13 protein-coding genes, 2 tRNA genes and 5 rRNA genes are annotated in these 25,931 nt (G+C 39.2%); 1 reads left to right on the top strand and 19 read right to left on the bottom strand.

The window, feature by feature from the left end; all coding sequences use genetic code 11:
• Window positions 1-107: 107 nt before the first annotated feature.
• The 3 genes from CLOLE_RS00385 to rrf (CLOLE_RS00375) form a co-directional block, all read right to left on the bottom strand.
• Window positions 108-995 (bottom strand): N-acetylglucosaminidase, encoded by an 888-nt coding sequence (locus tag CLOLE_RS00385; RefSeq protein WP_050794649.1) that lies wholly within the window; start codon window positions 993-995, stop codon window positions 108-110.
• Window positions 996-1,270: 275 nt separating this feature from the next.
• A tRNA-Gly gene (locus tag CLOLE_RS00380) sits at window positions 1,271-1,343 on the bottom strand.
• Between the two features lie 4 nt (window positions 1,344-1,347).
• A 5S ribosomal RNA gene (gene rrf / locus CLOLE_RS00375) occupies window positions 1,348-1,465 on the bottom strand.
• Window positions 1,466-1,693: 228 nt separating this feature from the next.
• Here rrf (CLOLE_RS00375) and CLOLE_RS00370 point away from each other — a divergent pair.
• Window positions 1,694-2,182: a GNAT family N-acetyltransferase gene (locus CLOLE_RS00370; RefSeq protein WP_013655118.1), complete on the top strand. Its 489-nt coding sequence runs from the start codon at window positions 1,694-1,696 to the stop codon at window positions 2,180-2,182.
• Window positions 2,183-2,370: 188 nt separating this feature from the next.
• Here CLOLE_RS00370 and CLOLE_RS00365 read toward each other — a convergent pair.
• The 16 genes from CLOLE_RS00365 to CLOLE_RS00290 form a co-directional block, all read right to left on the bottom strand.
• A 23S ribosomal RNA gene (locus CLOLE_RS00365) occupies window positions 2,371-5,276 on the bottom strand.
• Window positions 5,277-5,559: 283 nt separating this feature from the next.
• Window positions 5,560-5,632: transfer RNA gene (locus CLOLE_RS00360), tRNA-Ala, on the bottom strand.
• Window positions 5,633-5,637: 5 nt separating this feature from the next.
• Window positions 5,638-5,755, bottom strand: a 5S ribosomal RNA gene (rrf, locus tag CLOLE_RS00355).
• 79 nt (window positions 5,756-5,834) lie between these two features.
• Window positions 5,835-7,359, bottom strand: a 16S ribosomal RNA gene (locus tag CLOLE_RS00350).
• Together the 16S, 23S and 5S rRNA genes with 2 tRNA genes alongside form the textbook arrangement of a ribosomal RNA operon.
• 643 nt (window positions 7,360-8,002) lie before the next feature.
• Window positions 8,003-11,218 (bottom strand): FtsX-like permease family protein, encoded by a 3,216-nt coding sequence (locus tag CLOLE_RS00345; protein WP_013655117.1) that lies wholly within the window; start codon window positions 11,216-11,218, stop codon window positions 8,003-8,005.
• Window positions 11,218-11,922, bottom strand: coding sequence for an ABC transporter ATP-binding protein (locus tag CLOLE_RS00340; protein WP_013655116.1), 705 nt, complete (start codon window positions 11,920-11,922; stop codon window positions 11,218-11,220). Before CLOLE_RS00340 ends, CLOLE_RS00345 begins: the two co-directional genes overlap by 1 nt.
• 313 nt (window positions 11,923-12,235) lie before the next feature.
• A 23S ribosomal RNA gene (locus CLOLE_RS00335) occupies window positions 12,236-15,146 on the bottom strand.
• 531 nt (window positions 15,147-15,677) lie between these two features.
• Window positions 15,678-17,297: a nitrite/sulfite reductase gene (locus CLOLE_RS00330; protein ID WP_013655115.1), complete on the bottom strand. Its 1,620-nt coding sequence runs from the start codon at window positions 17,295-17,297 to the stop codon at window positions 15,678-15,680.
• Complete coding sequence (locus CLOLE_RS00325) at window positions 17,252-18,952, bottom strand: sulfate adenylyltransferase subunit 1 (protein ID WP_013655114.1); 1,701 nt, start codon at window positions 18,950-18,952, stop codon at window positions 17,252-17,254. Before CLOLE_RS00325 ends, CLOLE_RS00330 begins: the two co-directional genes overlap by 46 nt.
• A gap of 88 nt (window positions 18,953-19,040) precedes the next feature.
• Entirely contained in the window at window positions 19,041-19,841 is an 801-nt protein-coding gene (gene cysD, locus CLOLE_RS00320) for a sulfate adenylyltransferase subunit CysD (protein WP_013655113.1), read from the bottom strand.
• 14 nt (window positions 19,842-19,855) lie between these two features.
• Window positions 19,856-20,170, bottom strand: a complete 315-nt coding sequence (locus CLOLE_RS00315) for an indolepyruvate ferredoxin oxidoreductase subunit alpha (RefSeq protein WP_013655112.1) — start codon at window positions 20,168-20,170, stop codon at window positions 19,856-19,858.
• Window positions 20,154-21,899 carry an adenylyl-sulfate reductase subunit alpha gene (locus CLOLE_RS00310; protein ID WP_013655111.1) on the bottom strand — a complete coding sequence of 582 codons (1,746 nt, stop codon included), beginning with the start codon at window positions 21,897-21,899 and terminating at the stop codon, window positions 20,154-20,156. Before CLOLE_RS00310 ends, CLOLE_RS00315 begins: the two co-directional genes overlap by 17 nt.
• Window positions 21,900-21,927: 28 nt before the next feature.
• Window positions 21,928-22,989 (bottom strand): sulfate/molybdate ABC transporter ATP-binding protein, encoded by a 1,062-nt coding sequence (locus CLOLE_RS00305; protein ID WP_013655110.1) that lies wholly within the window; start codon window positions 22,987-22,989, stop codon window positions 21,928-21,930.
• Window positions 22,990-22,992: 3 nt separating this feature from the next.
• Complete coding sequence (cysW, locus tag CLOLE_RS00300) at window positions 22,993-23,793, bottom strand: sulfate ABC transporter permease subunit CysW (RefSeq protein WP_013655109.1); 801 nt, start codon at window positions 23,791-23,793, stop codon at window positions 22,993-22,995.
• A 4-nt stretch (window positions 23,794-23,797) separates the two neighbouring features.
• Entirely contained in the window at window positions 23,798-24,622 is an 825-nt protein-coding gene (gene cysT / locus CLOLE_RS00295) for a sulfate ABC transporter permease subunit CysT (protein ID WP_013655108.1), read from the bottom strand.
• A 69-nt stretch (window positions 24,623-24,691) separates the two neighbouring features.
• Window positions 24,692-25,768, bottom strand: coding sequence for a sulfate ABC transporter substrate-binding protein (locus CLOLE_RS00290; protein WP_013655107.1), 1,077 nt, complete (start codon window positions 25,766-25,768; stop codon window positions 24,692-24,694).
• Window positions 25,769-25,931 lie beyond the last annotated feature (163 nt).

Here is a 25,931-nt window from a genome sequence, read left to right as displayed (position 1 = left end):
TATTACATCATTACCTTGCATAAGTCAATAGGATTCTAGATTTTTTTATACTTTTTATTATGACTATAGTATTATGCTTTTATTCATCGAACCAATATATTTTACTTCTATCTATAAACTGGAATATCAAAAGTCTTATTTGCACCTTCAAATTCCTCATAAATTTCTTCAATTCGTTTCGCTTGTTTAATTGCCCATGCTACATCTGTGGCATATTGATGTGTTCCTGGACTGGCAGGATTCCATCGCATTTCATATAATGTATCTTGAGCATAAATATCGTGATTAACATATTGCTCTGATATGTACTTAGCCCCACCCTCTATAGCCTTGTCAGGAGTAGTCCAACCCATTTTATAAGCAAATGCAGCTCCTTCTCCCAAAGGATTACTATCTATCGCTTTTATCCCATACATATTATACACTTTTGCCCCTTTATACATAACACCTTGAGCTAATGCACTAGTTCCATTACCTGTTTCTAATAATGAGTGAGCCACTAAATATATTTCATTTAGATGATAATCTTCTGCAGCTTGAATAAAAACGTTTTCTTTTCCACTTAAAGTTCCCTTACCTTCTAAATACTTCTTCATAATATCAACCGAAATACCTGCCGGCTCTGATAAATCTAGGAACTGATACTTATAGTTATTAATATTATAGCGATTTGGAATGCAATACGATTTAATATCGTTAAGCGATGCAGACACCCACTTCCCATTCTTAGATACCATTGGATTAGAAGCTTTCTGTATATTAAGTGCCATCTCTAAAGGAATTCCGTAATTAGAATATGTCTCATTAATACTACTTGTAGTTTCCATCTCTATATTTTCTGATGTCTTACTATAAGTAGTGTTATATGGCTTTTCCCATGCTATTTCTATATTCATATTTCTATTTACAATTTCACTTACTTCAACTAAGAATTCATTTTTTTTAGTGCTGTTTGCTTCAAGAAATTGATTATACATATTAGTTTCTATTACCATAATATTCCCCCATAAATGATATAACTACTATTTATAATACAGCTTAATTTTTCTATTCCTTATCTATCACTATATTTATTCATCTCTTTGGCAAAAATAATCAGAACTGCTCTTTTAAGAAATATCGCTATAGTATTTCTTACATAATAATAGATATCTATTATTATGTGTAAGCACTCAATTGAATAACTATTTTTTATTATACCAATCTTTTATTTGTGTGTTAATAGTTTATAGATAAAAAGGAGCTAACTATACAGTTAGCTCCTTTTTTAAGCGCGAGACGGGACTCGAACCCGCGACCCTCTCCTTGGCAAGGAGATGCTCTACCAACTGAGCCACTCGCGCGTAAATCTGGCAACCACTTACTCTCCCAGTCAGTCACCCAACAAGTACCATCAGCCGCTTAGATCTTAACCTACGTGTTCGGAATGGAAACGGGTGTTTCCCCTAAGCGCATTATCACCAGAAATATTTTGTTGTTTAACGCATATATACTATATCGTATTTACTTACGTATGTCAATATATTTTTCATATCCTCCCTGACTAAACTATAGTCTAGTATCTAGAGCTAGATATTCTTTATCTCTCATTTTCCTAGCTTGCTAACCATTCACTACCAACTTATTGATTATCCATATTCATCACTCTACTCATATATGCTATACTAGAACAAAAATATATTAGGAGATAGATATGAATATCATTATAAGACAAGCCCAATTAGATGATTTAGACCGTATTACTTTTGTTGAAAGTACATGTTTTCCTCAAACCGAAGCTGCTAATAAAACTCAGTTCCAACAACGTCTTCTTACTTTTAAAGAAAGTTTTTTTGTAGCAGAACACTATAATCAAATCATAGGTTTTATAAATGGTGCCGTTATTGATGAGCCTACTATTAGTGATATTCTTTTCAAACAAGCAGACTTACACAAACCTTCAGGCACCTATCAAACAATCTTTGGACTAGATATTATGCCCGATTATCGTCATCAAGGTATCGCTATTAAGCTTATGAATCATATGATTGATTATGCTAAATCTACCAAAAGAAAAGGTGTTATTTTAACTTGCAAAGAAAATCTTATTCCCTTTTATAATCAGTTTGGCTATGTTAACCATGGTATTTCTGAGTCAATTCATGGGGGTGCTATTTGGTATGATATGATTTTACTATTTTAGTATCAATCAAGCAATAAAATACCTGTTTTTCAACATTAAATTTTACGGTCTCTATAAAACAGCGATTAGTTATAGAACGAAATTGATCACTTTATAGAAGATATTTTATGTAACAAAAAAACACCCTTTCGGGTGCTCTCTTCTCATACTCTCAAAAACAAATACTACAACTATTTAACCGTTTTATCTAGGTCAAACCCTCGAACCGTTAGTATTGGTCACCTACACATGTTACCATGCTTACAGCTCCAACCTATCTACCTCATAGTCTCTAAGGGGTCTTACTCCTTTCGGATGGGAAATCTTATCTTGTGGTCTGCTTCACGCTTAGATGCCTTCAGCGTTTATCAGATCCAGACTTGGCTACTCTGCTATGCCTTTGGTAAGACAACAGATGCACCAGTGGTCCGTCCATCCCGGTCCTCTCGTACTAAGGACAGCTCCACTCAAATTTCCTGCGCCCACGACGGATAGGGACCGAACTGTCTCACGACGTTCTGAACCCAGCTCGCGTACCGCTTTAATGGGCGAACAGCCCAACCCTTGGAACCTGCTTCAGCTCCAGGATGCGATGAGCCGACATCGAGGTGCCAAACCTCCCCGTCGATGTGAACTCTTGGGGGAGATAAGCCTGTTATCCCCGGGGTAGCTTTTATCCGTTGAGCGATGGCAATCCCACTTTCATACCACCGGATCACTAAGTCCTACTTTCGTACCTGCTCCACCCGTCGGTGTCGCAGTCAAGCAACCTTATGCCTTTGCACTCTTCGAATGGTTTCCGACCATTCTGAGGTTACCTTTGAGCGCCTCCGTTACTCTTTAGGAGGCGACCGCCCCAGTCAAACTGTCCACCTGACATTGTCCCAGACCCGGCTAACGGGCCATGGTTAGAAGTTAAGTATTACAAGAGAGGTATCCCACCGGCGACTCCACCTAGACTGGCGTCCAGATTTCTCAGTCTCCCTCCTATCCTGTACATGTAATACCCAACCTCAGTATCAAGCTACAGTAAAGCTCCACGGGGTCTTTCCGTCCTGTCGCGGGTAACCAGCATCTTCACTGGTACTACAATTTCACCGGGTGCGCTGTCGAGACAGTGCCCAAATCATTACGCCTTTCGTGCGGGTCAGAACTTACCTGACAAGGAATTTCGCTACCTTAGGACCGTTATAGTTACGGCCGCCGTTTACTGGGGCTTAAGTTCAAAGCTTCGTCTTGCGACTAACCTCTCCCCTTAACCTTCCAGCACCGGGCAGGCGTCAGCCCTTATACATCACCTTTCGGTTTAGCAAAGACCTGTGTTTTTGTTAAACAGTTGCTTGGGCCTATTCTCTGCGGCCTACCTAAGTAGGCACCCCTTCTCCCTAAGTTACGGGGTCATTTTGCCGAGTTCCTTAACAACGCTTCTCCCGTCGGCCTTAGGATTCTCTCCTCATCCACCTGTGTCGGTTTACGGTACGGGTACCTATCACGCAATAGCAGCTTTTCTCGGCAGTGTGGGTTCAGCAACTTCTCTACTTTAATTTCGATCCCCATCACACTTCATCCTCGTTCCCCGGGTTTTCCTTGGGAATGCGACTTTGTGCTTGGCCCAGGATACCATTCCTGGGTTTGCCTACCCTCCTGCGTCCCTGCAGTTCTGATAATAGGTAGTACTGGAATATGAACCAGTTGTCCATCGACTACGACTTTCGTCCTCGCCTTAGGTCCCGACTTACCCAGAGCAGATCAGCTTTACTCTGGAAACCTTGGATATTCGGCCTACAAGATTCTCACTTGTATCTCGCTACTCATTCCGGCATTCTCACTTGTAATTACTCCACAGCTCCTTACGGTACTGCTTCTGCGTCGTTACAACGCTCCTCTACCAATCCAACTAAGTTGAATTCCATAGCTTCGGTGGTGTGTTTTAGCCCCGGACATTTTCGGCGCAAGATCTCTCGACTAGTGAGCTATTACGCACTCTTTGAATGAGTGGCTGCTTCTAAGCCAACATCCTAGTTGTCTTCGAAATCTCACATCCTTTTCCACTTAACACACACTTGGGGACCTTAGCTGATGGTCTGGACTGTTTTCCTTTTGACCACGTGTCTTATCACTCGTAGTCTGACTGCTGACGGTATCTTGATGGCATTCTTAGTTTGATATGCTTCGGTAAGCTTGTGGGCCCCCTAGGCAATTCAGTGCTTTACCTCCATTAGACTCCTATCAACGCTAGCCCTAAAGCTATTTCGAGGAGAACCAGCTATCTCCGGGTTCGATTGGAATTTCTCCGCTACCCACACGTCATCTCCACCTTTTTCAACAGATGTGAGTTCGGACCTCCATTACCTTTTACGGTAACTTCATCCTGCACATGGGTAGGTCACCCGGTTTCGGGTCTACTAACAATGACTATTTTGGCGCCCTATTCAGACTTGGTTTCCCTTCGGCTTCGTACCTCCTGGTACTTAACCTTGCCACAGCTAGTAACTCGCCGGACCGTTCTACAAAAAGTACGCGGTTGCACATCATATGGTGCTTCCACTGCTTGTAAACATAGAGTTTCAGGTTCTCTTTCACTCCCCTCCCGGGGTTCTTTTCACCTTTCCTTCACAGTACTATGCGCTATCGGTCACCGAGGAGTATTTAGGCTTGGGGGGTGGTCCCCCCAGCTTCCCACAAGGTTTCTCGTGTCTCGTGGTACTCTGGATACTGCTAGGCTTCACTTGGATTTCGCTTACGGGATTATCACCCTCTTTGATGAGACTTTCCAGACTCTTCAGCTATCCGCATTCTTGCCACGACGCAGTCCTCAACCCCAGATTACAAGTAATCTGGTTTGGCCTGTTTCCCTTTCGCTCGCCGCTACTTAGGAAATCGATGTTTCTTTCTCCTCCTGAAGGTACTTTAGATGTCTCAGTTCCCTTCGTTCCCTTCCTATAGTTATGTATTGGCTATAGGATGACAGAGGTTTTGCTCTGCCAGGTTTCCCCATTCGGATATCTACGGATCAAAGTTTATTTGCAACTCCCCGTAGCCTTTCGCAGCTTATCACGTCCTTCATCGGCTCTCGGTGCCAAGGCATCCACTCTACGCTCTTAGTAGCTTGACCTATTGCTCATTATTGAGCGGTCTAATCATGTTTTTACATGATTGGTGCCTTGTTAATTATCATTTCTGATAAAAACAAAGAATGTTTTAAGTCATTTCTGACTATATCGGTTAAATTGTAGATTTTACACCCTGACAAACATTTTTGCATTATACAATGCGTGTACATTTATCGTTAGGCGCAAGTTATATTGCTATAACTTACAAATCTATAATTGTTGTAGTATTTGTTTTTCAAAGTACAAGTAGTACATTTAGTACAATCATGTCCATTATTTGGACAGTGGAGATTAAGGGATTCGAACCCTTGACCCCCTGCGTGCAAGGCAGGTGCTCTCCCAACTGAGCTAAACCCCCCATAAATGTGGCAACCACTTACTCTCCCAGTCAGTCTCCCGACAAGTACCATCAGCCGCTTAGGTCTTAACCTACGTGTTCGGAATGGAAACGGGTGTTTCCCCTAAGCGCATCATCACCACAAATGAGTGAAATATTCATTTAGTTCAATGAACTTTCAAAACAAAATAGTAACTAACAAACCATCGATTTCTATCCTTAGAAAGGAGGTGATCCAGCCGCACCTTCCGATACGGCTACCTTGTTACGACTTCACCCCAGTTATTGGTTTTGCCTTAGACGGCTCCCTCCCCGAAGGGTTGGGTCACCGGCGTTGGGCCCCCCCAACTCCCATGGTGTGACGGGCGGTGTGTACAAGACCCGGGAACGTATTCACCGCGACATTCTGATTCGCGATTACTAGCGATTCCAACTTCATGTAGTCGAGTTGCAGACTACAATCCGAACTGGGACTGCTTTTTTGAGGTTTGCTGACTCTCGCGAGATCGCTTCCCTTTGTAGCAGCCATTGTAGCACGTGTGTAGCCCTAAACATAAGGGGCATGATGATTTGACGTCATCCCCACCTTCCTCCAAGTTATCCCTGGCAGTCTCTCTAGAGTGCCCAACTTAATGCTGGCTACTAAAGATAGGGGTTGCGCTCGTTGCGGGACTTAACCCAACATCTCACGACACGAGCTGACGACAACCATGCACCACCTGTCACCAATGTCCTAGCAAGCTAGGAAAGGTCCGATTAAAGACCGGTCATCGGGATGTCAAGTTTAGGTAAGGTTCTTCGCGTTGCTTCGAATTAAACCACATGCTCCACCGCTTGTGCGGGTCCCCGTCAATTCCTTTGAGTTTCAATCTTGCGATCGTACTTCCCAGGTGGAATGCTTAATGTGTTAACTTCGGCACCGAGACCCGTAAGCCCCGACACCTAGCATTCATCGTTTACAGCGTGGACTACCAGGGTATCTAATCCTGTTTGCTCCCCACGCTTTCGTGCCTCAGCGTCAGTTATGGTCCAGAAAGCCGCCTTCGCTACTGGTGTCCTCCGAATCTCTACGCATTTCACCGCTACACTCGGAATTCCACTTTCCTCTCCCACACTCTAGTTCATCAGTTTCAGAAGCAGCTTAGAGGTTGAGCCCCTAAATTTCACTTCTGACTTAACAAACCGCCTACGCACCCTTTACACCCAGTAAATCCGGATAACGCTCGCTCCCTACGTATTACCGCGGCTGCTGGCACGTAGTTAGCCGGAGCTTCTTAGTCAGGTACCGTCATTTTTTTCTTCCCTGCTGATAGAAGTTTACAATCCGAAGACCTTCTTCCTTCACGCGGCGTCGCTGCATCAGGCTTGCGCCCATTGTGCAATATTCCCCACTGCTGCCTCCCGTAGGAGTTTGGGCCGTGTCTCAGTCCCAATGTGGCCGTTCACCCTCTCAGGCCGGCTATGGATCGTCGCCTTGGTGGGCTGTTATCTCACCAACTAGCTAATCCAACGCGGGTCCATCCTATAGCGATAAATCTTTACTATAATAGTCATGCGACTACCGATAGTTTATGCGGTATTAGCGTTCGTTTCCAAACGTTATCCCCCTCTATAGGGCAGGTTACCCACGCGTTACTCACCCGTCCGCCACTAACCTTGAGGAGCAAGCTCCTCGCAGTTCGTTCGACTTGCATGTGTTAAGCACGCCGCCAGCGTTCATCCTGAGCCAGGATCAAACTCTCATAAAAAAGTTTGTCCGTGTAGTATCTCTACTACTGACTATTTTACTTAGTACAAGTTGTACTGATTCTCATCTCTTATTAGAGACGTAATGAATCGACTGGTTTATAGTTACTATTTTGTTTTCAAAGTTCATTTGTTATCTTTGGTTTTTCAACCGCTGACTCGTATAATATTACAGTATTACCTTTCATAAGTCAACACCTTTTTACAACTTTTTTATCTTTCTTTATGTCTTACATTATATGTTTCAAAAAATTCTATTGTAATAGTGTTTAGTTAGTAATGGTAAAACTTATTGTATACAGATTTAATGATTTTAATTCATTATTTTACTATTTCTTTTCTCCATTAGATTAATAGTTTTTTCTACCTCCTTTTTCTTCTATATTCTTTTTACCACTCTATCGTATTTAGAGGCCATCTTAGATGATGGACATATTATTATAGCCCTTAACCTAAGGGCTAAGGGCTATTTGTTCACACAAGATTTCGAGAGAAGGCATTATTCCTTCTTTAAAGTTTATTTATATCGTACAAAACCTTAATAGAAATTGCTAGAGGTGTTAATAATAATCTAGTTATATTCTATTATAAATATAAACGTTAAGCTATTCATCATACTCATACTAACACTTTTAATCTAGTAATTTATTCTACTGACTTAAGGGAATCTACCATTTCAATTTTTTGAAGCTTAAAATGCATAATAATATTCACTAACATAGCAAAAATAAAGGTTAGAACAATAGCTGTGATATTACTTGAAGCATAAAGCTCTCTACCAAACATTAAATCCTCCATTTCTGCTGTTACAATAATGAATACAAAAAGTGCCTTTCCTAATATCAATCCTAACAATGAACCCATTAATGTCAGCATAATATTTTCTCTATAAATATATTGTGATACTTTATAATCATTAAATCCTAATACTTTAATAGTTGCTATTTCCCTATAACGTTCACTAATATTAATAGTTGTTAGATTATAAAGTACAACAAAAGCTAATAACGCCGCTGATACAATAAGAATAATAACAACTGTATCTAAACTAGATGTCATACTATTAAAGCTGTCTGCGTGTTTAGTAGTAAAAGCAAATGAAACAACATTTTCATTTTGTGTTAACTTATTTGAGATAGCTTCTTCATTTCTACCACTTGAATCTACTAAATGAATTAAAAGTTGATTAGCGCTCGGTATGTTTGTTCTTATTTGTTTTGCATAGTCCTGTGTCATATATATATAATGTCCTACATAATTTTCTGTTATGCCAATAACCTTTACATCATAGATTACTAAATCACTGCTCTCAAACTGAATAGTATCTCCTTTTCCTACCTTTAAAAGCTTAGCTAGCTTCTCTGAAATAATAACACCGTTATCCTCTAAAGCTAGTGATTCTTGCGATTCTCTCTCTTTTAGATTAATAAACTCTGACATGTGTGATAAGTCAGGAATCGTTAACAATGTCGTCTCTCGTTGCTCTTCACCATAAATTGCTTTAATATTTTCTTTGCTTACCTCTAAGAAATTTTTAATATAAGTATCGCCCTCTATATTATCAGCTGTACCTTCTTTAACTGTTACTTCTAAATCATATCGAAAAATATCACCATATTGTCTTCCTACAATACTTATGATGGATTGTTTTAATCCTAATCCAGCAACAAGTAGTGCTGTACATCCAGCAATTCCAATAATAGTCATGAAGAATTTCTTCTTGTATCTAAAAATATTACGTGCTACTACCTTCTGAAAGAAGTTCATTCTCTTCCAAATAAATGGAATACGTTCTAATAAAATACGTTTTCCATTAGCCGGCGCCTTAGGTCTCATTAATTCTGATGGCTGTTCTTTAAGTTCTTTAATAGTAGTAAATACTGCTGCCAAAACCGTCAATGCTATCATTGCCGTAATTGCTGATAAGGCTTCACCTGGATAAACCTTATCAATAAGAGGTGGTGCGGTAAACATTATCCCATAAGCCCCATAAATAGTATTAGGAAAAAGTTTAAATCCAACTATAATCCCTAATATACTACCAATAGCACTTGCAATCCCTGCATATAAAATATACTTACTCATAATTGCAAATGAACTATACCCTAAAGCTTTATAAGTTCCAATAGTAATACGTTGTTCATCCACCATACGTGTCATAGTCGTTAAGCATACAAGAGCTGCTACTACGAAGAAAAATATAGGGAATACTTGTCCGATACGTTCAATTGTATCTACAGCACTTTTGTAATTAGCGGTGCCGTAGTTAGCTTCACGTCCTAGTACATAAACTTTCGGCTCTTTTAGATTTTCTAGTTGTTCTTTTCCTTTTGTTAACTCATCTTCAGCTTCTTTAAACTTTTCTTCTGCTTCTGCCTTAGATGACTCATACTTTTCTTTTCCTTCTTGCATAGTGATTTTCGCTTCTTCTAATTGTTGCTTTCCAAATGTTAACTGATTATAGGTGGTTGCTTTTTTACTTTCTAGTGCAGCTTTTTGCTTAGTAATTTCATTCCTGCCTTTTTCTAAAGCAGCCTTAGTAGCTATTAAGGCTTGTTCCTTGACTGTAAACTCTGAGAGACCTTCATCATAGGCTTGTTTTTTTGTTTCTAATACTTTCTCCAAGGTTGCTATTTGCAATTCTATAGTTTGCTTTTGTTCGACTAAAGTTTCTTTTTCCGCTCCTTCTGAGGCTAGTAACTTTTCTTCCACGCTTTGTAAAGTAGCTTCCAACTCTTGTAACTCCTCATTACCTACATCTAGCGCTAACTTAACCTCATCTAACTGTTTTTGAATCGTTTCTTTTTGAGAATTAAAAAGGGATAGTCCTTCCTCGTATTCTCTTTGTTTCTCCTGGATGGTGGTTTCAGCTTCACTAATAGCTCGTTCTGCTTGTTTAAAACCTTTTTCTGTTGCCGCTTCTCCATCTTGTAACTCTTGTTCTTTATTAGCGATTTCTTGTTCTGCCTTTTCAATTTCTAAAGCCGCATCCGCTAACTCTTGATTAGCCTTTTCTCTTTCTTCTAATAACTTTGCTTCTCCTCCTGTGATATCTGCCTTTCCATCACTTAAGAGTTTCTCATAACGAACTGCTGCTCTTTCTTCCATGATAGGTTCTAATTTAGCTTTAAAATCATCAATTAAAGTAGTATAAGCATCACTATAGCTATCTAACTGTTCGGTATCTTTTAAAGCAATAAACAGTTCTGTATAAGTATCACTCTTAAAATTTTCTTCTGGAATGTAAATGTAGCTAGACACACTACCATTTCCTATTTCTGCCGAACCTCTTTCAAAGTGCATATAATATGGAGAATTCATTACCCCCACTACTTTGTATTGATTGTTTTCTAAAACATCACTTATGTCTTTATCAGTGCCAGTACTTAATGTAATAGAATCCCCTATTTCAAGAGGCAGTCTAGTAAGTTGTGTCCCATCAATTAAACACTCATTAGGAGCACTAGGCCAGCTACCTTCTATTAATCTTGGCTTATTAATAAAATTATCATCTTCTGGTGAAAGTGATTGTAGACTATGAACTTTAACTACCTTTTGGCTACCTCCTATAGTTGCTAGAGTATCTATTGTATAGCTGCCCGTTATACTTTTTATTTCATCTAACTTACTTAGTGCTTCTATATCACTTGCCTCTATTCCCAGTGTAGACATCACTGTTAGATCCATCATATGATAATTGTCCATGTATTGATCTGTTGTATCCCTCATCATAGGTGCACTTACCTTGATACCTGCCAAAAATGCTACCCCTAAAGCTACAATGGCCATAATAGAAAAAAAGCGTCCTAGAGATTTACGAATTTCATGAAGCGTATCCTTAATTAATGCACTCTTTCTCATTACCACTCAATCCTTTCTACTGGTGTCGGTTCAGGATTAAGTATAATACGCTCTACTTTACCATTCTTCATATATATAACTTTATCTCCCATTGGTGTTAGAGCTAAATTATGAGTAATAACTACTACGGTCATATGCCGTTCCATGCACATTTTTTGAAGTAAACTAAGAACGGCTTTACCAGTGTTATAATCTAATGCGCCTGTTGGTTCATCACAAAGTAACAACTTCGGATTTTTAGCAATAGCTCTTGCAATGGCCACCCTTTGTTGTTCCCCTCCTGAGAGTTGAGAGGGAAAGTTATTTTTACGCTCCTCTAGGCCCACTGCATCTAAAATTTCCTCTATATCTAAGGGATTCTTAATCAGCTGCGTAGCTAACTCTACATTTTCTCTAGCTGTTAGGTTTTGAACTAGGTTATAAAATTGAAATACGAAACCAATATCATCTTTTCTATAATTTGTAAGTTGTTTCTTATTAAAGCAACTAATATTTACATTATCTACTATTAAATCCCCAGATGTAGGAATATCCATTCCACCTAAAAGATTAAGGACTGTGCTTTTTCCAGCCCCACTACTCCCTGCTATAATAACAAACTCTCCCTTGTCAATATCAAAACTCACTCCATCTACAGCATTAATTTGTACTTCCCCCATTTCATAAGTCTTTTTTATATCCTTGAAACTGATATATGCACTCATCGTGATTCTCCTTTGTCTAATACTCATGTTGTCATATTTAAATCATTCCTGCTTAAATCTTAACATCTATCTTCTCTTCTATATTGATTTAAGCTTTTGATCAGCTTTTTTATATTAAGTGTACTACTTCATTAAAAAAATATAATAAAGAAATTACAATAACCTATTGCAGAAAATGTAACAGCTACATAATAAAAAAGATCAAATAAAGTGTCCACTAAATCTTTCTAAGTATAAAAAAAACACCCTCATGGGTGTTTTGTTCTCTCGTACCTTCAAAAACAAATACTACAACTATTTAACCTTCATTATCTAGGTCAAACCCTCGAACCGTTAGTATTGGTCACCTACACATGTTACCATGCTTACAGCTCCAACCTATCTACCTCATAGTCTCTAAGGGGTCTTACTCCTTTCGGATGGGAAATCTTATCTTGTGGTCTGCTTCACGCTTTAGATGCCTTCAGCGTTTTATCAGATCCAGACTTGGCTACTCTGCTATGCCTTTGGTAAGACAACAGATGCACCAGTGGTCCGTCCATCCCGGTCCTCTCGTACTAAGGACAGCTCCACTCAAATTTCCTGCGCCCACGACGGATAGGGACCGAACTGTCTCACGACGTTCTGAACCCAGCTCGCGTACCGCTTTTAATGGGCGAACAGCCCAACCCTTGGAACCTGCTTCAGCTCCAGGATGCGATGAGCCGACATCGAGGTGCCAAACCTCCCCGTCGATGTGAACTCTTGGGGGAGATAAGCCTGTTATCCCCGGGGTAGCTTTTATCCGTTGAGCGATGGCAATCCCACTTTCATACCACCGGATCACTAAGTCCTACTTTCGTACCTGCTCCACCCGTCGGTGTCACAGTCAAGCAACCTTATGCCTTTTGCACTCTTCGAATGGTTTCCGACCATTCTGAGGTTACCTTTGAGCGCCTCCGTTACTCTTTAGGAGGCGACCGCCCCAGTCAAACTGTCCACCTGACATTGTCCCAGACCCGGGTAACGGGCCATGGTTAGAAGTTAAGTATTACAAGAGAGGTATCCCACCGGCGACTCCACCTAGACTGGCGTCCAGATTTTCTCAGTCTCCCTCCTATCCTGTACATGTAATACCCAACCTCAGTATCAAGCTACAGTAAAACTCCCCCGGGGGCTTTCCGTCCTGTCGCGGGTAACCAGCATCTTCACTGGTACTACAATTTCACCGGGTGCGCTGTCGAGACAGTGCCCAAATCATTACGCCTTTCGTGCGGGTCAGAACTTACCTGACAAGGAATTTCGCTACCTTAGGACCGTTATAGTTACGGCCGCCGTTTACTGGGGCTTAAGTTCAAAGCTTCGCCTTACGACTAACCTCTCCCCTTAGCCTTCCAGCACCGGGCAGGCGTCAGCCCTTATACATCACCTTTCGGTTTAGCAAAGACCTGTGTTTTTGTTAAACAGTTGCTTGGGCCTATTCTCTGCGGCCTACCTAAGTAGGCACCCCTTCTCCCTAAGTTACGGAGTCATTTTGCCGAGTTCCTTAACAACGCTTCTCCCGTCGGCCTTAGGATTCTCTCCTCATCCACCTGTGTCGGTTTACGGTACGGGTACCTATCACGCAATAGCAGCTTTTCTCGGCAGTGTGGGTTCAGCAACTTCTCTACTTTAATTTCGATCCCCATCACACTTCATCCTCGTTCCCCGGGTTTTCCTTGGGAATGCGACTTTGTGCTTGGCCCAGGATACCATTCCTGGGTTTGCCTACCCTCCTGCGTCCCTGCAGTTCTGATAATAGGTAGTACTGGAATATGAACCAGTTGTCCATCGACTACGACTTCCGTCCTCGCCTTAGGTCCCGACTTACCCAGAGCAGATCAGCTTTACTCTGGAAACCTTGGATATTCGGCCTACAAGATTCTCACTTGTATCTCGCTACTCATTCCGGCATTCTCACTTGTAATTACTCCACGGCTCCTTACGGTACTGCTTCTGCGTCGTTACAACGCTCCTCTACCAATCCAACTAAGTTGAATTCCATAGCTTCGGTGGTGTGTTTTAGCCCCGGACATTTTCGGCGCAAGATCTCTCGACTAGTGAGCTATTACGCACTCTTTGAATGAGTGGCTGCTTCTAAGCCAACATCCTAGTTGTCTTCGAAATCTCACATCCTTTTCCACTTAACACACACTTGGGGACCTTAGCTGATGGTCTGGACTGTTTTCCTTTTGACCACGTGTCTTATCACTCGTAGTCTGACTGCTGACGGTATCTTGATGGCATTCTTAGTTTGATATGCTTCGGTAAGCTTGTAGGCCCCCTAGGCAATTCAGTGCTTTACCTCCATTAGACTCCTATCAACGCTAGCCCTAAAGCTATTTCGAGGAGAACCAGCTATCTCCGGGTTCGATTGGAATTTCTCCGCTACCCACACGTCATCTCCACCTTTTTCAACAGATGTGAGTTCGGACCTCCATTACCTTTTACGGTAACTTCATCCTGCACATGGGTAGGTCACCCGGTTTTGGGGTCTACTAACAATGACTATTTTGGCGCCCTATTCAGACTTGGTTTCCCTTCGGCTTCGTACCTCCTGGTACTTAACCTTGCCACAGCTAGTAACTCGCCGGACCGTTCTACAAAAAGTACGCGGTTGCACATCATATGGTGCTTCCACTGCTTGTAAACATAGAGTTTCAGGTTCTCTTTCACTCCCCTCCCGGGGTTCTTTTCACCTTTCCTTCACAGTACTATGCGCTATCGGTCACCGAGGAGTATTTAGGCTTGGGGGGTGGTCCCCCCAGCTTCCCACAAGGTTTCTCGTGTCTCGTGGTACTCTGGATACTGCTAGGCTTCACTTGGATTTCGCTTACGGGATTATCACCCTCTTTGATGAGACTTTCCAGACTCTTCAGCTATCCGCATTCTTGCCATGTCGCAGTCCTCAACCCCAGATTACAAGTAATCTGGTTTGGCCTGTTTCCCTTTCGCTCGCCGCTACTTAGGAAATCGATGTTTCTTTCTCCTCCTGAAGGTACTTAGATGTTTCAGTTCCCTTCGTTCCCTCCGTATAGTTATGTATTGGCTATACGGTGACAGAGGTTTGCTCTGCCAGGTTTCCCCATTCGGATATCTACGGATCAAAGTTTATTTGCAACTCCCCGTAGCTTTTCGCAGCTTATCACGTCCTTCATCGGCTCTCGGTGCCAAGGCATCCACTCTACGCTCTTAGTAGCTTGACCTATTGCTCATTATTGAGCGGTCTAATCATGTTTTCACATGATTGGTGCCTTGTTAATTATCATTTCTGATAAAAACAAAGAATGTTTTAAGTCATTTCTGACTATATCGGTTAAATTGTAGATTTTACACCCTGACAAACATTTTTGCATTATACAATGCGTGTACATTTATCGTTAGGCGCAAGTTATATTGCTATAACTTACAAATCTATAATTGTTGTAGTATTTGTTTTTCAAAGTACGATTAAAATTCATACATTTCACATCTTTGATATTCATGTATTTCTTTTATTTAGTCGCCATTTGTTCCTGACGACTTTTATTATAGTACACTATTTACTTACATAAGTCAACGATTTTTTATAAGTTTTTTATAGATATGTTGATTCACCCTTTATAAAGCTAAGAATTATAGAAGAAATAAAAAAGTAAAACAAGGATATGATATTCAACAAGAACTCATATCTTTGTTTTTTACTTAATTAGAGTCTTTCTATTATTTAAATGAACTTTAAATCAAGTATCCATCATCTACATTATTTTAGGTCCAAACTGTTTCTTCAATACTTCTTTTTCTAGTTCTATCTCGCCCTTCTTTAATCCTATAGCTAACTTCTCAAGAAATTCCGGTATATCTTCCATTAACAAATCTCCTACTACTTCACCTAGCTTCGCACCGGCTTGACCTTTGCTACCGTTAATGGAAAGTGTAAATACTGTTTTTATTTCATCATTAATACGTTTTTTGCTACCGCAGAAACCTAGTACTGCAATTTGATGGGCACTACAAGAGCTTTGACAACCCGAAATATGTATAGCTGGTAGCCAAACTTGCACCTCTTTAGGTACCTTGTCAAACCTCTTCTTTATAGATCCTGCAAGCTCCTCTGATGCAGCTAATCCAATCTGACAGGTATTGGCTCCTGTACAAGCTACTAACTTACTCATAATATCTGTTAAGCCTAACGTCTCAGTTTTAGCCAATATCCTTTCTGCTTCTTCACCATTCAAGTTAAGCATATAAAATCCTTGATCCATTGTCAGACGTATTTTCACATCCTCCACAGCTTCTGCCATTTCTACTATTCTGCCTAATTCTTCTACACTTAAATAGCCACCAAAGGGATGTACATAGACACCATAAAGTCCTTCTTGCTTTTGGCTTACGAGCCTTTCATTATTTATGCTTAGATAAGTCCCCTTTTTATTATAGGTTATTTCATTAATAATTGGCTCATTTATCCCTCTGGCTTTTACTTTATCAATATAATCATGTAATTTAGCCTTAAATGCTTCTTCACCTAAGCGTTCTACGATATATCGGATTCTTGCTTTATTACGATTTTCATAATCCCCATAATCTTCAAAGAGCTCTTTAAGTCCTTGTATGACATAAAGTATTTCTTGTAACTCAAGCTTCTCTTCAAACACAATACCTGGTTTAGGATTTCTACCAAGTCCTCCACCTACAAAAACCTTAAAATACTTGTGTCCATCTTCTTCCATCGCCATAAATCCAAGGTCAGTCACGGTAGTATTTGAGGTATCCTCCTTACTACTTGCAAATGCAATTTTAAACTTACGAGGTAAGTGAAAAGAGTCTATAATCTTCATAATAAAGTCACAACTAGCTAGTGCATAAGGGGTGACATCAAATATATCCTTAGAGTCTACTCCTGAAAGTGGTGAACAAGCAATATTTCTAGGGCTATTGCCCCCTCCACCTTTAGTTACTAAACCTTCTTTCAGTAATGCTTCCTTTACTTCAATGGTTTGCGCTAGGGTAAGCCCATGATATTGAATATCTTGTCTAGAGGTAAGGTGAAAACGTCTCACACCTACTTCTTTACCAATTTCATATATACTTCTTAGCCATTTTACTTCACATACACCTGCTGGGATACGTACTCTTAACATAAAAGTCCCTTTTTCACGTTGTTCGTAAACACCCATCCCACCGAGGAGAGGTTTAATATTCTTTAACTCTTCTTTCTCATTTAATACCTCATTCACCTTTTCTTTATAGTTTTGTACACTTTGAATAACTGCTTCTATCTCTGAATGTTTCACTATTTTTGCCCCCATTTTGTCATCTTTTCTACAGCTTATCTTCCCCACGCTAATCTTCTGTAAGTTTCTATAGTCAGCCATTGCTCTGAAAGCCTTTCTTCTTCATCGGCTTCTTTATTTTGTACCTTACTATAAGTTCCTATAAAGTGGGCCAATTCTTCATTTGAATGTACATTTACCTCAAAGCCCCTACCATTTACTACAGGATAGCCGGAATAAGTATAGTTTTGAAGAGATACTATGTCTACTACTTTTCCTTCTTTAATACTTATAGCCACATGATCTCTTAATACTAATATATCAAAATAAGATGGGTACTTGAAGCTTTTACTTTGTAAAGGAATACTATCCCCTATCTCATATACCTGCCCATAACTTGTAGCCTTTTTTATGTTATAGTCCTCTATGCTATAGTAAAATTCATCAAATATATCAGTCCTAGCCTCTAAGCCATTCCCCCTAAAAATACTAAACGAAACTGTTTCGCCCTCTTTTTGGGTGATGATACCACCTCCGGCTACATCATAGCCATCCACTATAACAAAACGTCCTGTTACAGGACTCTCCCTAAAAACATCAAATACTACAGGTTCTTTAGTATTTATAATAACTTCTGCTACCCCATTTAACTCTACTTGTTGATGCGTCACATTACTATCTAAGCTAGTGGCATCGATTACTTTGATAATACTACTTACTTCTCCTTCTATCTCTTCCGTAGCTAATTTAATCTTATATTTTTTGCCTATAGTAAGTGGTTCCTTTCCCATCCAAAAAATGCTTGCACGGAAGCTTTCAGCTACTAAAGGAGGATTTGTTTCATTAGTAATAATTTCTCCTCTTTTATTAAAGAATTCATCTTCAACAATAATACCAATAGACTCACCGGCAAAACCTTGTTCCTTTTGATCTCTCTCTGCCCAATATGCAATACTTTTAATATGTGTTGTTTTACCCTCTGGATAAATAGTAATCTTATCCCCTACTTTTAACTGACCACTTTCAATACGCCCCGCAATGATTCGTCTATCATCGAATTTATATACATCTTGAATAGGTAGTCTAAGTGGCTTATCTTCTATCCCTTTATCTCTTTCTATTGCATCAATCCCTTCTATAATAGGCGTGCCTTTATACCAAGGCATCTTATCTGATTGACTAGTGATATTTTCTCCATAAAAAGCTGAGATTGGAATATATTTTAAAGGATATACACCTAAAGCTCCTAAAAATGTACTCATTTCCTGACGGATTACATTAAATACCTCTTCTTTATAATCTACTAAATCCATTTTGTTAACAATGACATAAACCTTCTTTATGCCTAACAAGGATAGCATATAAGCATGTCGTCTTGATTGCTCCTGTACACCTTCTTTGGCATCTATTACTAAAAGTGCAGCTTCTGCACTAGCAGCTCCTGAAATCATATTTTTTAGAAACTCCTTATGTCCTGGTGCATCAATAATGACATAATCCCTCTTAGTTGTTTGAAACTGTATTTGTGTGGTATCAATGGTTATTCCTTGCTTTTGTTCCTCTTCAAAAGCATCTAGTAAATAAGCATATTCAAAAGGCTTTCCAGTTTCTTTAGCTATTTTTCTAACTTTCTCAACTGCCCCTTCAGGCAGTGACTTTGTATCATATAGCAGTTTCCCAATTACTGTAGACTTACCATGATCCACATGACCTACTACAACTATTTTAAGTACCTCTTTATTGGCTATCTGACTCATATATTCCCCTCCATCATTTCACTCTTTCATATATCTTAGGAACTTTTATCTACATATCAGCATCTTATCTCGTGATATCAAACCCTATCTACATATAACCATCCTTGCGAAGCTTCTGCATTGCATAAGAATCTTCTTGGTCTTGAGCTCTACCTGCTCTTTCACTAATGGTAGTATTTTTTAGCTCCTCTATGATTTCATCCAGATTGGAAGCACTTGATTCAACTTGTGCTGTACAAGGCGCACAACCTAAACTACGATAACGTTTACCATCCTTAGCAAAATATAAATCTATAATAGGCATATTTTCTCTTTTGATATATTCCCATATATCAATCTCATTCCAGTGCAGAAGGGGGTGAACACGAATATGATTACCTTTTGGAAAGTCTGTTTTAAACTGATCCCATAATTCTGGAGGTTGATTTGTATAATCCCATTCATCATTTTTATTTCTTTCACTAAAGACACGTTCCTTTGACCTTGAACCTTCTTCATCACGTCTCACACCTACTATTAATCCTTCAAAACCATATACATGAACCACCTGCTGTAAGCCTTCTGTTTTAAGTGCCTTGCAACATACTAATCTTCCCTTATCTGGTCCCATCCCCTCTTCTATAGCAGCTTTATTGGTATGGACGATTAAATCTAAATTCATTTCCTTTGCCATACGGTCACGATATGCTATCATTTCCGGAATCTTATAAGTAGTATCTACATGAATAAAAGGAAATGGGCAGTGACCATAGAAAGCCTTTTTAGCTAACCAAAGTAATACCGTTGAGTCTTTTCCTATTGACCAAAGCATACCCAACTTACCTAGTTTTTTGTATGCTTCTCTTAAAATAAAAATACTCTGCGCTTCTAATCTATCTAAATGATCCATCTTTTAACCCCCTCTTAATAGGTATTTGCCTGTTTTTTGTTTATAGTAATCACTTGTTCTGATTCATCTGTATGCTTCATAATCCAATGGAGTAAATCGCCTTCTTCTTTTGTTTGTAAGGTACTTCCTAAGCCTCCTATATCTGCTCCCAAAAAATAAGAAATCGCTTGGAAATTACATGCCTTCACACAAGAAGTACAACCCCAACAATCTTCCGGGCATCTCATAATTATTTGATGCCTATCATTCTCTGTTAGGAGATTACCAGGACAAACCTTTCTGCACATGCCACAATTAGTACATTTATCTGCATTAATTTGTATGCTCATAATGCTCACTCCTCCTTACTAAATCCCTTAGTATTATCTCTATGTTTCCATTTACCTTTTTAGAGTTCACATATTTAAGCCATTTATCATCTTGCTCAGGGTAATCTGTATGCTCAGCAAAGCTATGCCACCTTGTTTCCTTTCTTGCTCTTAAATGCTCAATGAGTACCTGGGCCACCTGAAGTCTGTCTATTAGCTCATAAAGTTTCATGAGTTCATACATGTCCTTAACCTTTAGTGTACGGCTTAATTCTACTAGAGCATTTATTTTATCTCTTGCCTTAAGTAGCTGCTTTTCGTTGTAACGATAACCTACTGAAATGCCTCCTGCATAGGTATCCATTACTTTTTGCATAGCTTCTTCTACCTCTTCTACCTTATATAAGGTAGTTTTCTCACCTATGTAACCTTTTACCTCTTCATATTTTAGAAGCGCCTCATCTATTTCATTTAAAGTATCCTTATCTTGTGTAGTTCCACTTTGAGGTTCTTTTCTATTATTCATTTTTTCTTCGCCCTCTTGTTCCATATACTCTTGCTCAATATATGCTATAGCAGCTTCAGCTGCTATTTCTCCTTCAGCAAGTGCCCCCGTCACATACTTTTGTGGGCAACCACCTGCTACATCCCCAGCAGCAAAAAGTCCTGATAAAGTTGTACTCCTGTCTTCTGCTACCCAATATCCACTTGCAGTATGGCCACCCACAATATAAGGTTCTGTTCCTTCAATCTCTACATTCTCCCTGCTAGGTCCTTTGCCACCTTCTATCCATTTTAAGGTTTGTGCAGGAGACATATTAAGATAGGCTTTAAGTAATTCTTGCTCTTCTCCCTCACTAATACCTTCTGTCTTTAAATAGCAAGGCCCTCTTCCTGCCTCATTTTCCTTAACAGTCCCATATACCCTTTCTGACGTAGTATTCCCATAATGTATTTCATAAACCTCACCTAAACTATTAACCTGCTTTGCACCAAGTCCCTGCGCAATAGTGCCTGTAGGTGATATTGTATCCTTACAACGTAGTGCAATAAAACGCATCTCGAAAGTAGTCATTTCTGCTCCAGCACGAATGCCCATAGCATAACCTGCTCCTGTATTAAAAGGACTATACCACATCTTATGTCTTGAAAACCCCGGATTATTAGGTTTATAAATGCCTGAAGCACCTCCTGTTGCACAAATCACCACCTTAGCTTTAATGTGGTAAAAAATTTCTTCTTCTACTCCTATAGCATAAGCACCTGCTACTTTACCATCCACCAACTTGTAATCAATAGCATTCACTTGATTTAATACTTGCACATTTTTTGAAGCGTAGACTGCATCTGCTAATATGCTTTTTATATTTTCACCATTTATCTTTATATTCCTATTTCCTCTTGCTACATATTCCCCCTGTTCATCCTTTAAAATAACTAGACCTAATGCTTCAAGCTTGTGAGTTACCTTATTTAATCTTTGAGACATGGAAAGTAATAAATCTTCTCTTACTATGCCGGCTGCATCTTTTGTTGCATAGTTCACATAGTCTTGTGGTGTTTGTCCTTTTGTTATATATGCATTTAGTGCATTGACTCCAGCAGCTAAGCAGCCACTTCTTTCAATATTAGCTTTTTCCAGTATAAGTATCTTATAAGAGCTTTGTTCTCCAAGTGTAAGTGCTGCATAACACCCTGCAGTTCCTCCACCTATAATGACTACATCAGTTTCTAATCTTCTAAATTCCATCTTCTATCACTCAACTCCCTTGGCTATCTTAGATAAATATAGGCATTTCGTCATATTTCAATTTATTTTCTACAATCTTTGTTGCTACTTCATCAAATAAATAAAGTTTATGCACAAGTAGATGTACCCTTTCACCAATTTGAACTGGTTCCTCTTCAAGGGAACGATAACCTGATATTTCTAAATCCCCCACTACAACGGTTATTTCCAGATTATTCCCCCTAAAAGCAATCGCCTTAACGTAGCCATCTTCCGCTGCCGATCCTGCTACTATTTGCTTATTATCCTTAAATACCTCCACAAACTCGGGTCTTACAACAGCTTTAGTACCATGCACTTCTTCATTAAAGCCCTTTAACCTACTGTAATTTTCTATTACAGTAGATTCTCCAATAAACTGCGCTACAAAAGGCGTTCTCGGATTCTTATAAATCACTGTAGGACTTCCCATCTGTTCTACTTGCCCTTTATTCATAACAATGATTTCATCTGCAATTTCTACAGCTTCCTCCTGGTCATGGGTAACAAAAACACTGGTAATACTAAGCTTCCTAACCATTTCCTTTAACCAACTTCTTAGCTCTTTTCTCACCTTAGCATCAATAGCTGCAAAAGGCTCATCTAAAAGAAGTAATTCTGGTCTTGGTGCAATAGCTCTTGCAAAAGCCACTCTTTGCCTTTGTCCACCCGAAAGTTGATGCGGATATCTTTTCTCTAGCCCATTAAGCCCTATTAACTCTATAAGTTCTCCTACACGCTCTCTAACTTCTTCTAAAGAAAGTTTTTGTAATTTTAAACCAAAAGCAATATTTTCATAGACACTCATATGCCTAAATAAAGCATAGTTTTGAAAAACAAAACCAATTCCTCTCTTACCAGCTTGAATATCATTCACCCTTATGCCATTAATAATAATATCTCCTGTATCAGGTGCCTCGAGACCTGCAATCATCCTTAAAACCGTTGTCTTTCCACTCCCACTTGGCCCTAAAAGCCCAATAAGCTTTCCTTTCTCAATGGCAAAGCTGACATTTTGAGAAGCATTAAATTTTCCAAAAGACTTGTTTAGCCCCTTTACTTCTATGTGCATCCTCTACCCCTCCTTTTTATTTCTTTTTTCAATTTGATTTCGTAATATTAGTATGATAACAGCAAAAATCACTAATATGGATGCTACTGCAAAGGCAGCTGCAAATTGATATTCATTGTATAAAATCTCAATGTGTAGAGGTAGGGTATTGGTCTTTCCTCTAATGTGTCCAGAAACAACAGATACCGCTCCAAACTCTCCCATAGCTCTTGCCATGCAAAGGACTATCCCATATAAAAGCCCCCATTTAATATTAGGTAAAGTAATTTTCGTGAAGATAGTAAATCCACCAGCACCCATCATTGCTGCCGCCTCTTCTTCATCTTTTCCTTGAGACTCCATAAGGGGAATAATTTCTCTAGCCACAAAAGGAAAGGTAACAAATACGGTAGCTAATACAATTCCTGGTATAGCAAAAATAATCTTTAGGTTATAGGCATCTAAAAAAGAATAAAATAAACCTCCTCGACCAAAGGATAATACAAAAACTAAACCTGCAATAACTGGGGAGATAGCAAAAGGTAAATCAATAAGACTTACTAGTAGATTCTTTCCTTTAAATTTAAATTTAGTAATAGCCCATGCAGCCATAAGTCCGAAGAGGGTATTTAGCCCAACAGCTATCAAGGTTGCTAATAATGTAAGCTTCATAGCTGCTACTGTACTAGGGTCTATAACTACCTGTGCATACGCTTCAAAACCCTTACTTAATGCTTCAACTATAATAAGTACAAGAGGAAAACCTAACATAAGTACTAAAAAACTGATACTTATACCAATTAAAATACATTGATTCCTTTTCATGCTCTTACCCCCTCATCATCTTATTATTGTGATGTTGTACTACATTAATAAGTAATAACATTAAGAAAGATAACCCTAACATAACAACTGCAATAGCTGTAGCCCCCTCATAGTCATACTGCTCTAGCTTAGCCATAATAAGTAAGGGCGCAATTTCTGTTTTCATAGGCATATTTCCCGCAATAAATACTACACTCCCATATTCTCCAACCCCTCTTGCAAAAGCTAAGGAGAATCCTGTTAGAAGTGGTGCCATAAGTTCAGGCAAAATAACCTTCCTAAAGGTAGTAAAGCCGTTCGCCCCTAGCATAGTAGCAGCTTCCTCATACTGAGGGTCTAAGTTTTCTAAAATAGGTTGCACTGTTCTTATCACAAAGGGCATTCCTGTAAATATAAGTGCTACAGTAATGCCAAAGGTTGAAAAAGAGCTTTTTATACCTAAAGAATATAAGAATTTACCTATCCAACCATTTTCTGAATATAGGGTAGTCAGCGCAATACCAGTAACAGCTGTGGGCAAAGCAAAAGGTAAATCTATGCAGCCATCTAAAAAAGCTTTAAAAGGGAAATCATACTTAACTAATGTCCATGCCAGTATGATTCCAAATATACTATTGACCAAGGCTGCTGTTAAAGCACAACTAAAGCTTACTTTATAGCTTGCTACGGCTCTCGGGTTCAGTACTGTATCTAAGAAACCACCGACCCCTATTCCCATGCTCTTTAGTACCACACTTGCTAAAGGAATCAGTACAATCAAGCTTAAATAAGCTAAAGTAAATCCCATAGTTAACTTAAAACCGGGTATGATTCCCCTTGTTTTTTTCATTTAATTTCCCCTCTCCATGTTTCCTGTCAACTCAAGTTCTTCTTTGCTCCTCTTCTAACACTCATTACTTTAAGGCTGTATCTCGTAAATCTCATCAAATACACCACCATCTTTAAAATGCTTTTCCTGAGCATTCCGCCAACCACCAAATACTTCGTCTACTGTAACCATTTTTACCTCTGGAAAACGTTCCTTATATTTCTCTGCTATCTGCTTATTTGTAGGCCTATAATAATTTTGAGCCACAATCTCTTGCCCTTCTTCTGTATAAAGATATTCTAAATAAGCCTTAGCAATTTCTCCTGTACCTCTTTTATCTACTACTTCATCTACAATAGCTACTGGTGGTTCGGCTAGAATACTTATTGAAGGGACAATAATTTCAAATTCATCTTCACCTAGCTCATTTATAGATAAAAAGGCCTCATTTTCCCATGCAAGAAGAACATCCCCTATACCTCTCTCTACAAAAGTAGTCGTAGCCCCCCTAGCACCAGAATCTAATACTTCAACATGTGAAAAGAGCTCTTTAACAAAAGACTTAGCTGCTTCTTCATCTCCTCCTGAACGTTCTAACTCATATGCCCAGGCAGCTAAATAGTTCCATCTTGCACCACCCGAAGTCTTGGGATTTGGTGTAATAACGGATACCCCTTCCTTTATTAAATCATCCCAATCTTGAATACCCTTTGGATTCCCTTTTCTCACAAGAAATACAATTGTCGATGTGTATGGTGAGCTATTATCTGCGAACTCTTTTTGCCATTCACTATCTATAAGCCCTGCATCACTGATAGCATCTATATCATAAGCTAACGCTAAGGTTACTACATCTGCTTCTAAACCTTCAATAACCGAACGCCCCTGTTTACCAGAACCTCCATGTGATTGATTAATTATGACGTCCTGACCGGTCTTTTCCCTCCAATACTTGCTAAAACCCTCGTTTGCCTGTACATACAGTTCTCTGGTAGGGTCATAAGAAACATTCAAAAGCTCTACCACTTGAGCATCTTTATTATTTTCTTTTGCTACTTCACTTTCACAGCCAGACATTAGTAGCACTCCCCCTAAAGTTAAAGATAAACTTAATAATATACTTACCTTTTTCCACACTACTCCATGCTTGCTTAATACGTTGAACATTTCTTATCCTCCTTTTTATAATAATTAACCCTTTAGCTAAATCTTCATTTCTTTAATTCCAAGTAAACATATATGTTTATTCTGTATAATATATTATGATTTTTTAAATTTGTCAATTAATTTTGTATATTTATTCTATATTCATTAAAATGCTATTCCTTAA

Source organism: Cellulosilyticum lentocellum DSM 5427 (assembly GCF_000178835.2).
GTDB classification, from domain to species: domain Bacteria; phylum Bacillota; class Clostridia; order Lachnospirales; family Cellulosilyticaceae; genus Cellulosilyticum; species Cellulosilyticum lentocellum.
This window is presented reverse-complemented; position numbering and strand designations above follow the sequence as displayed.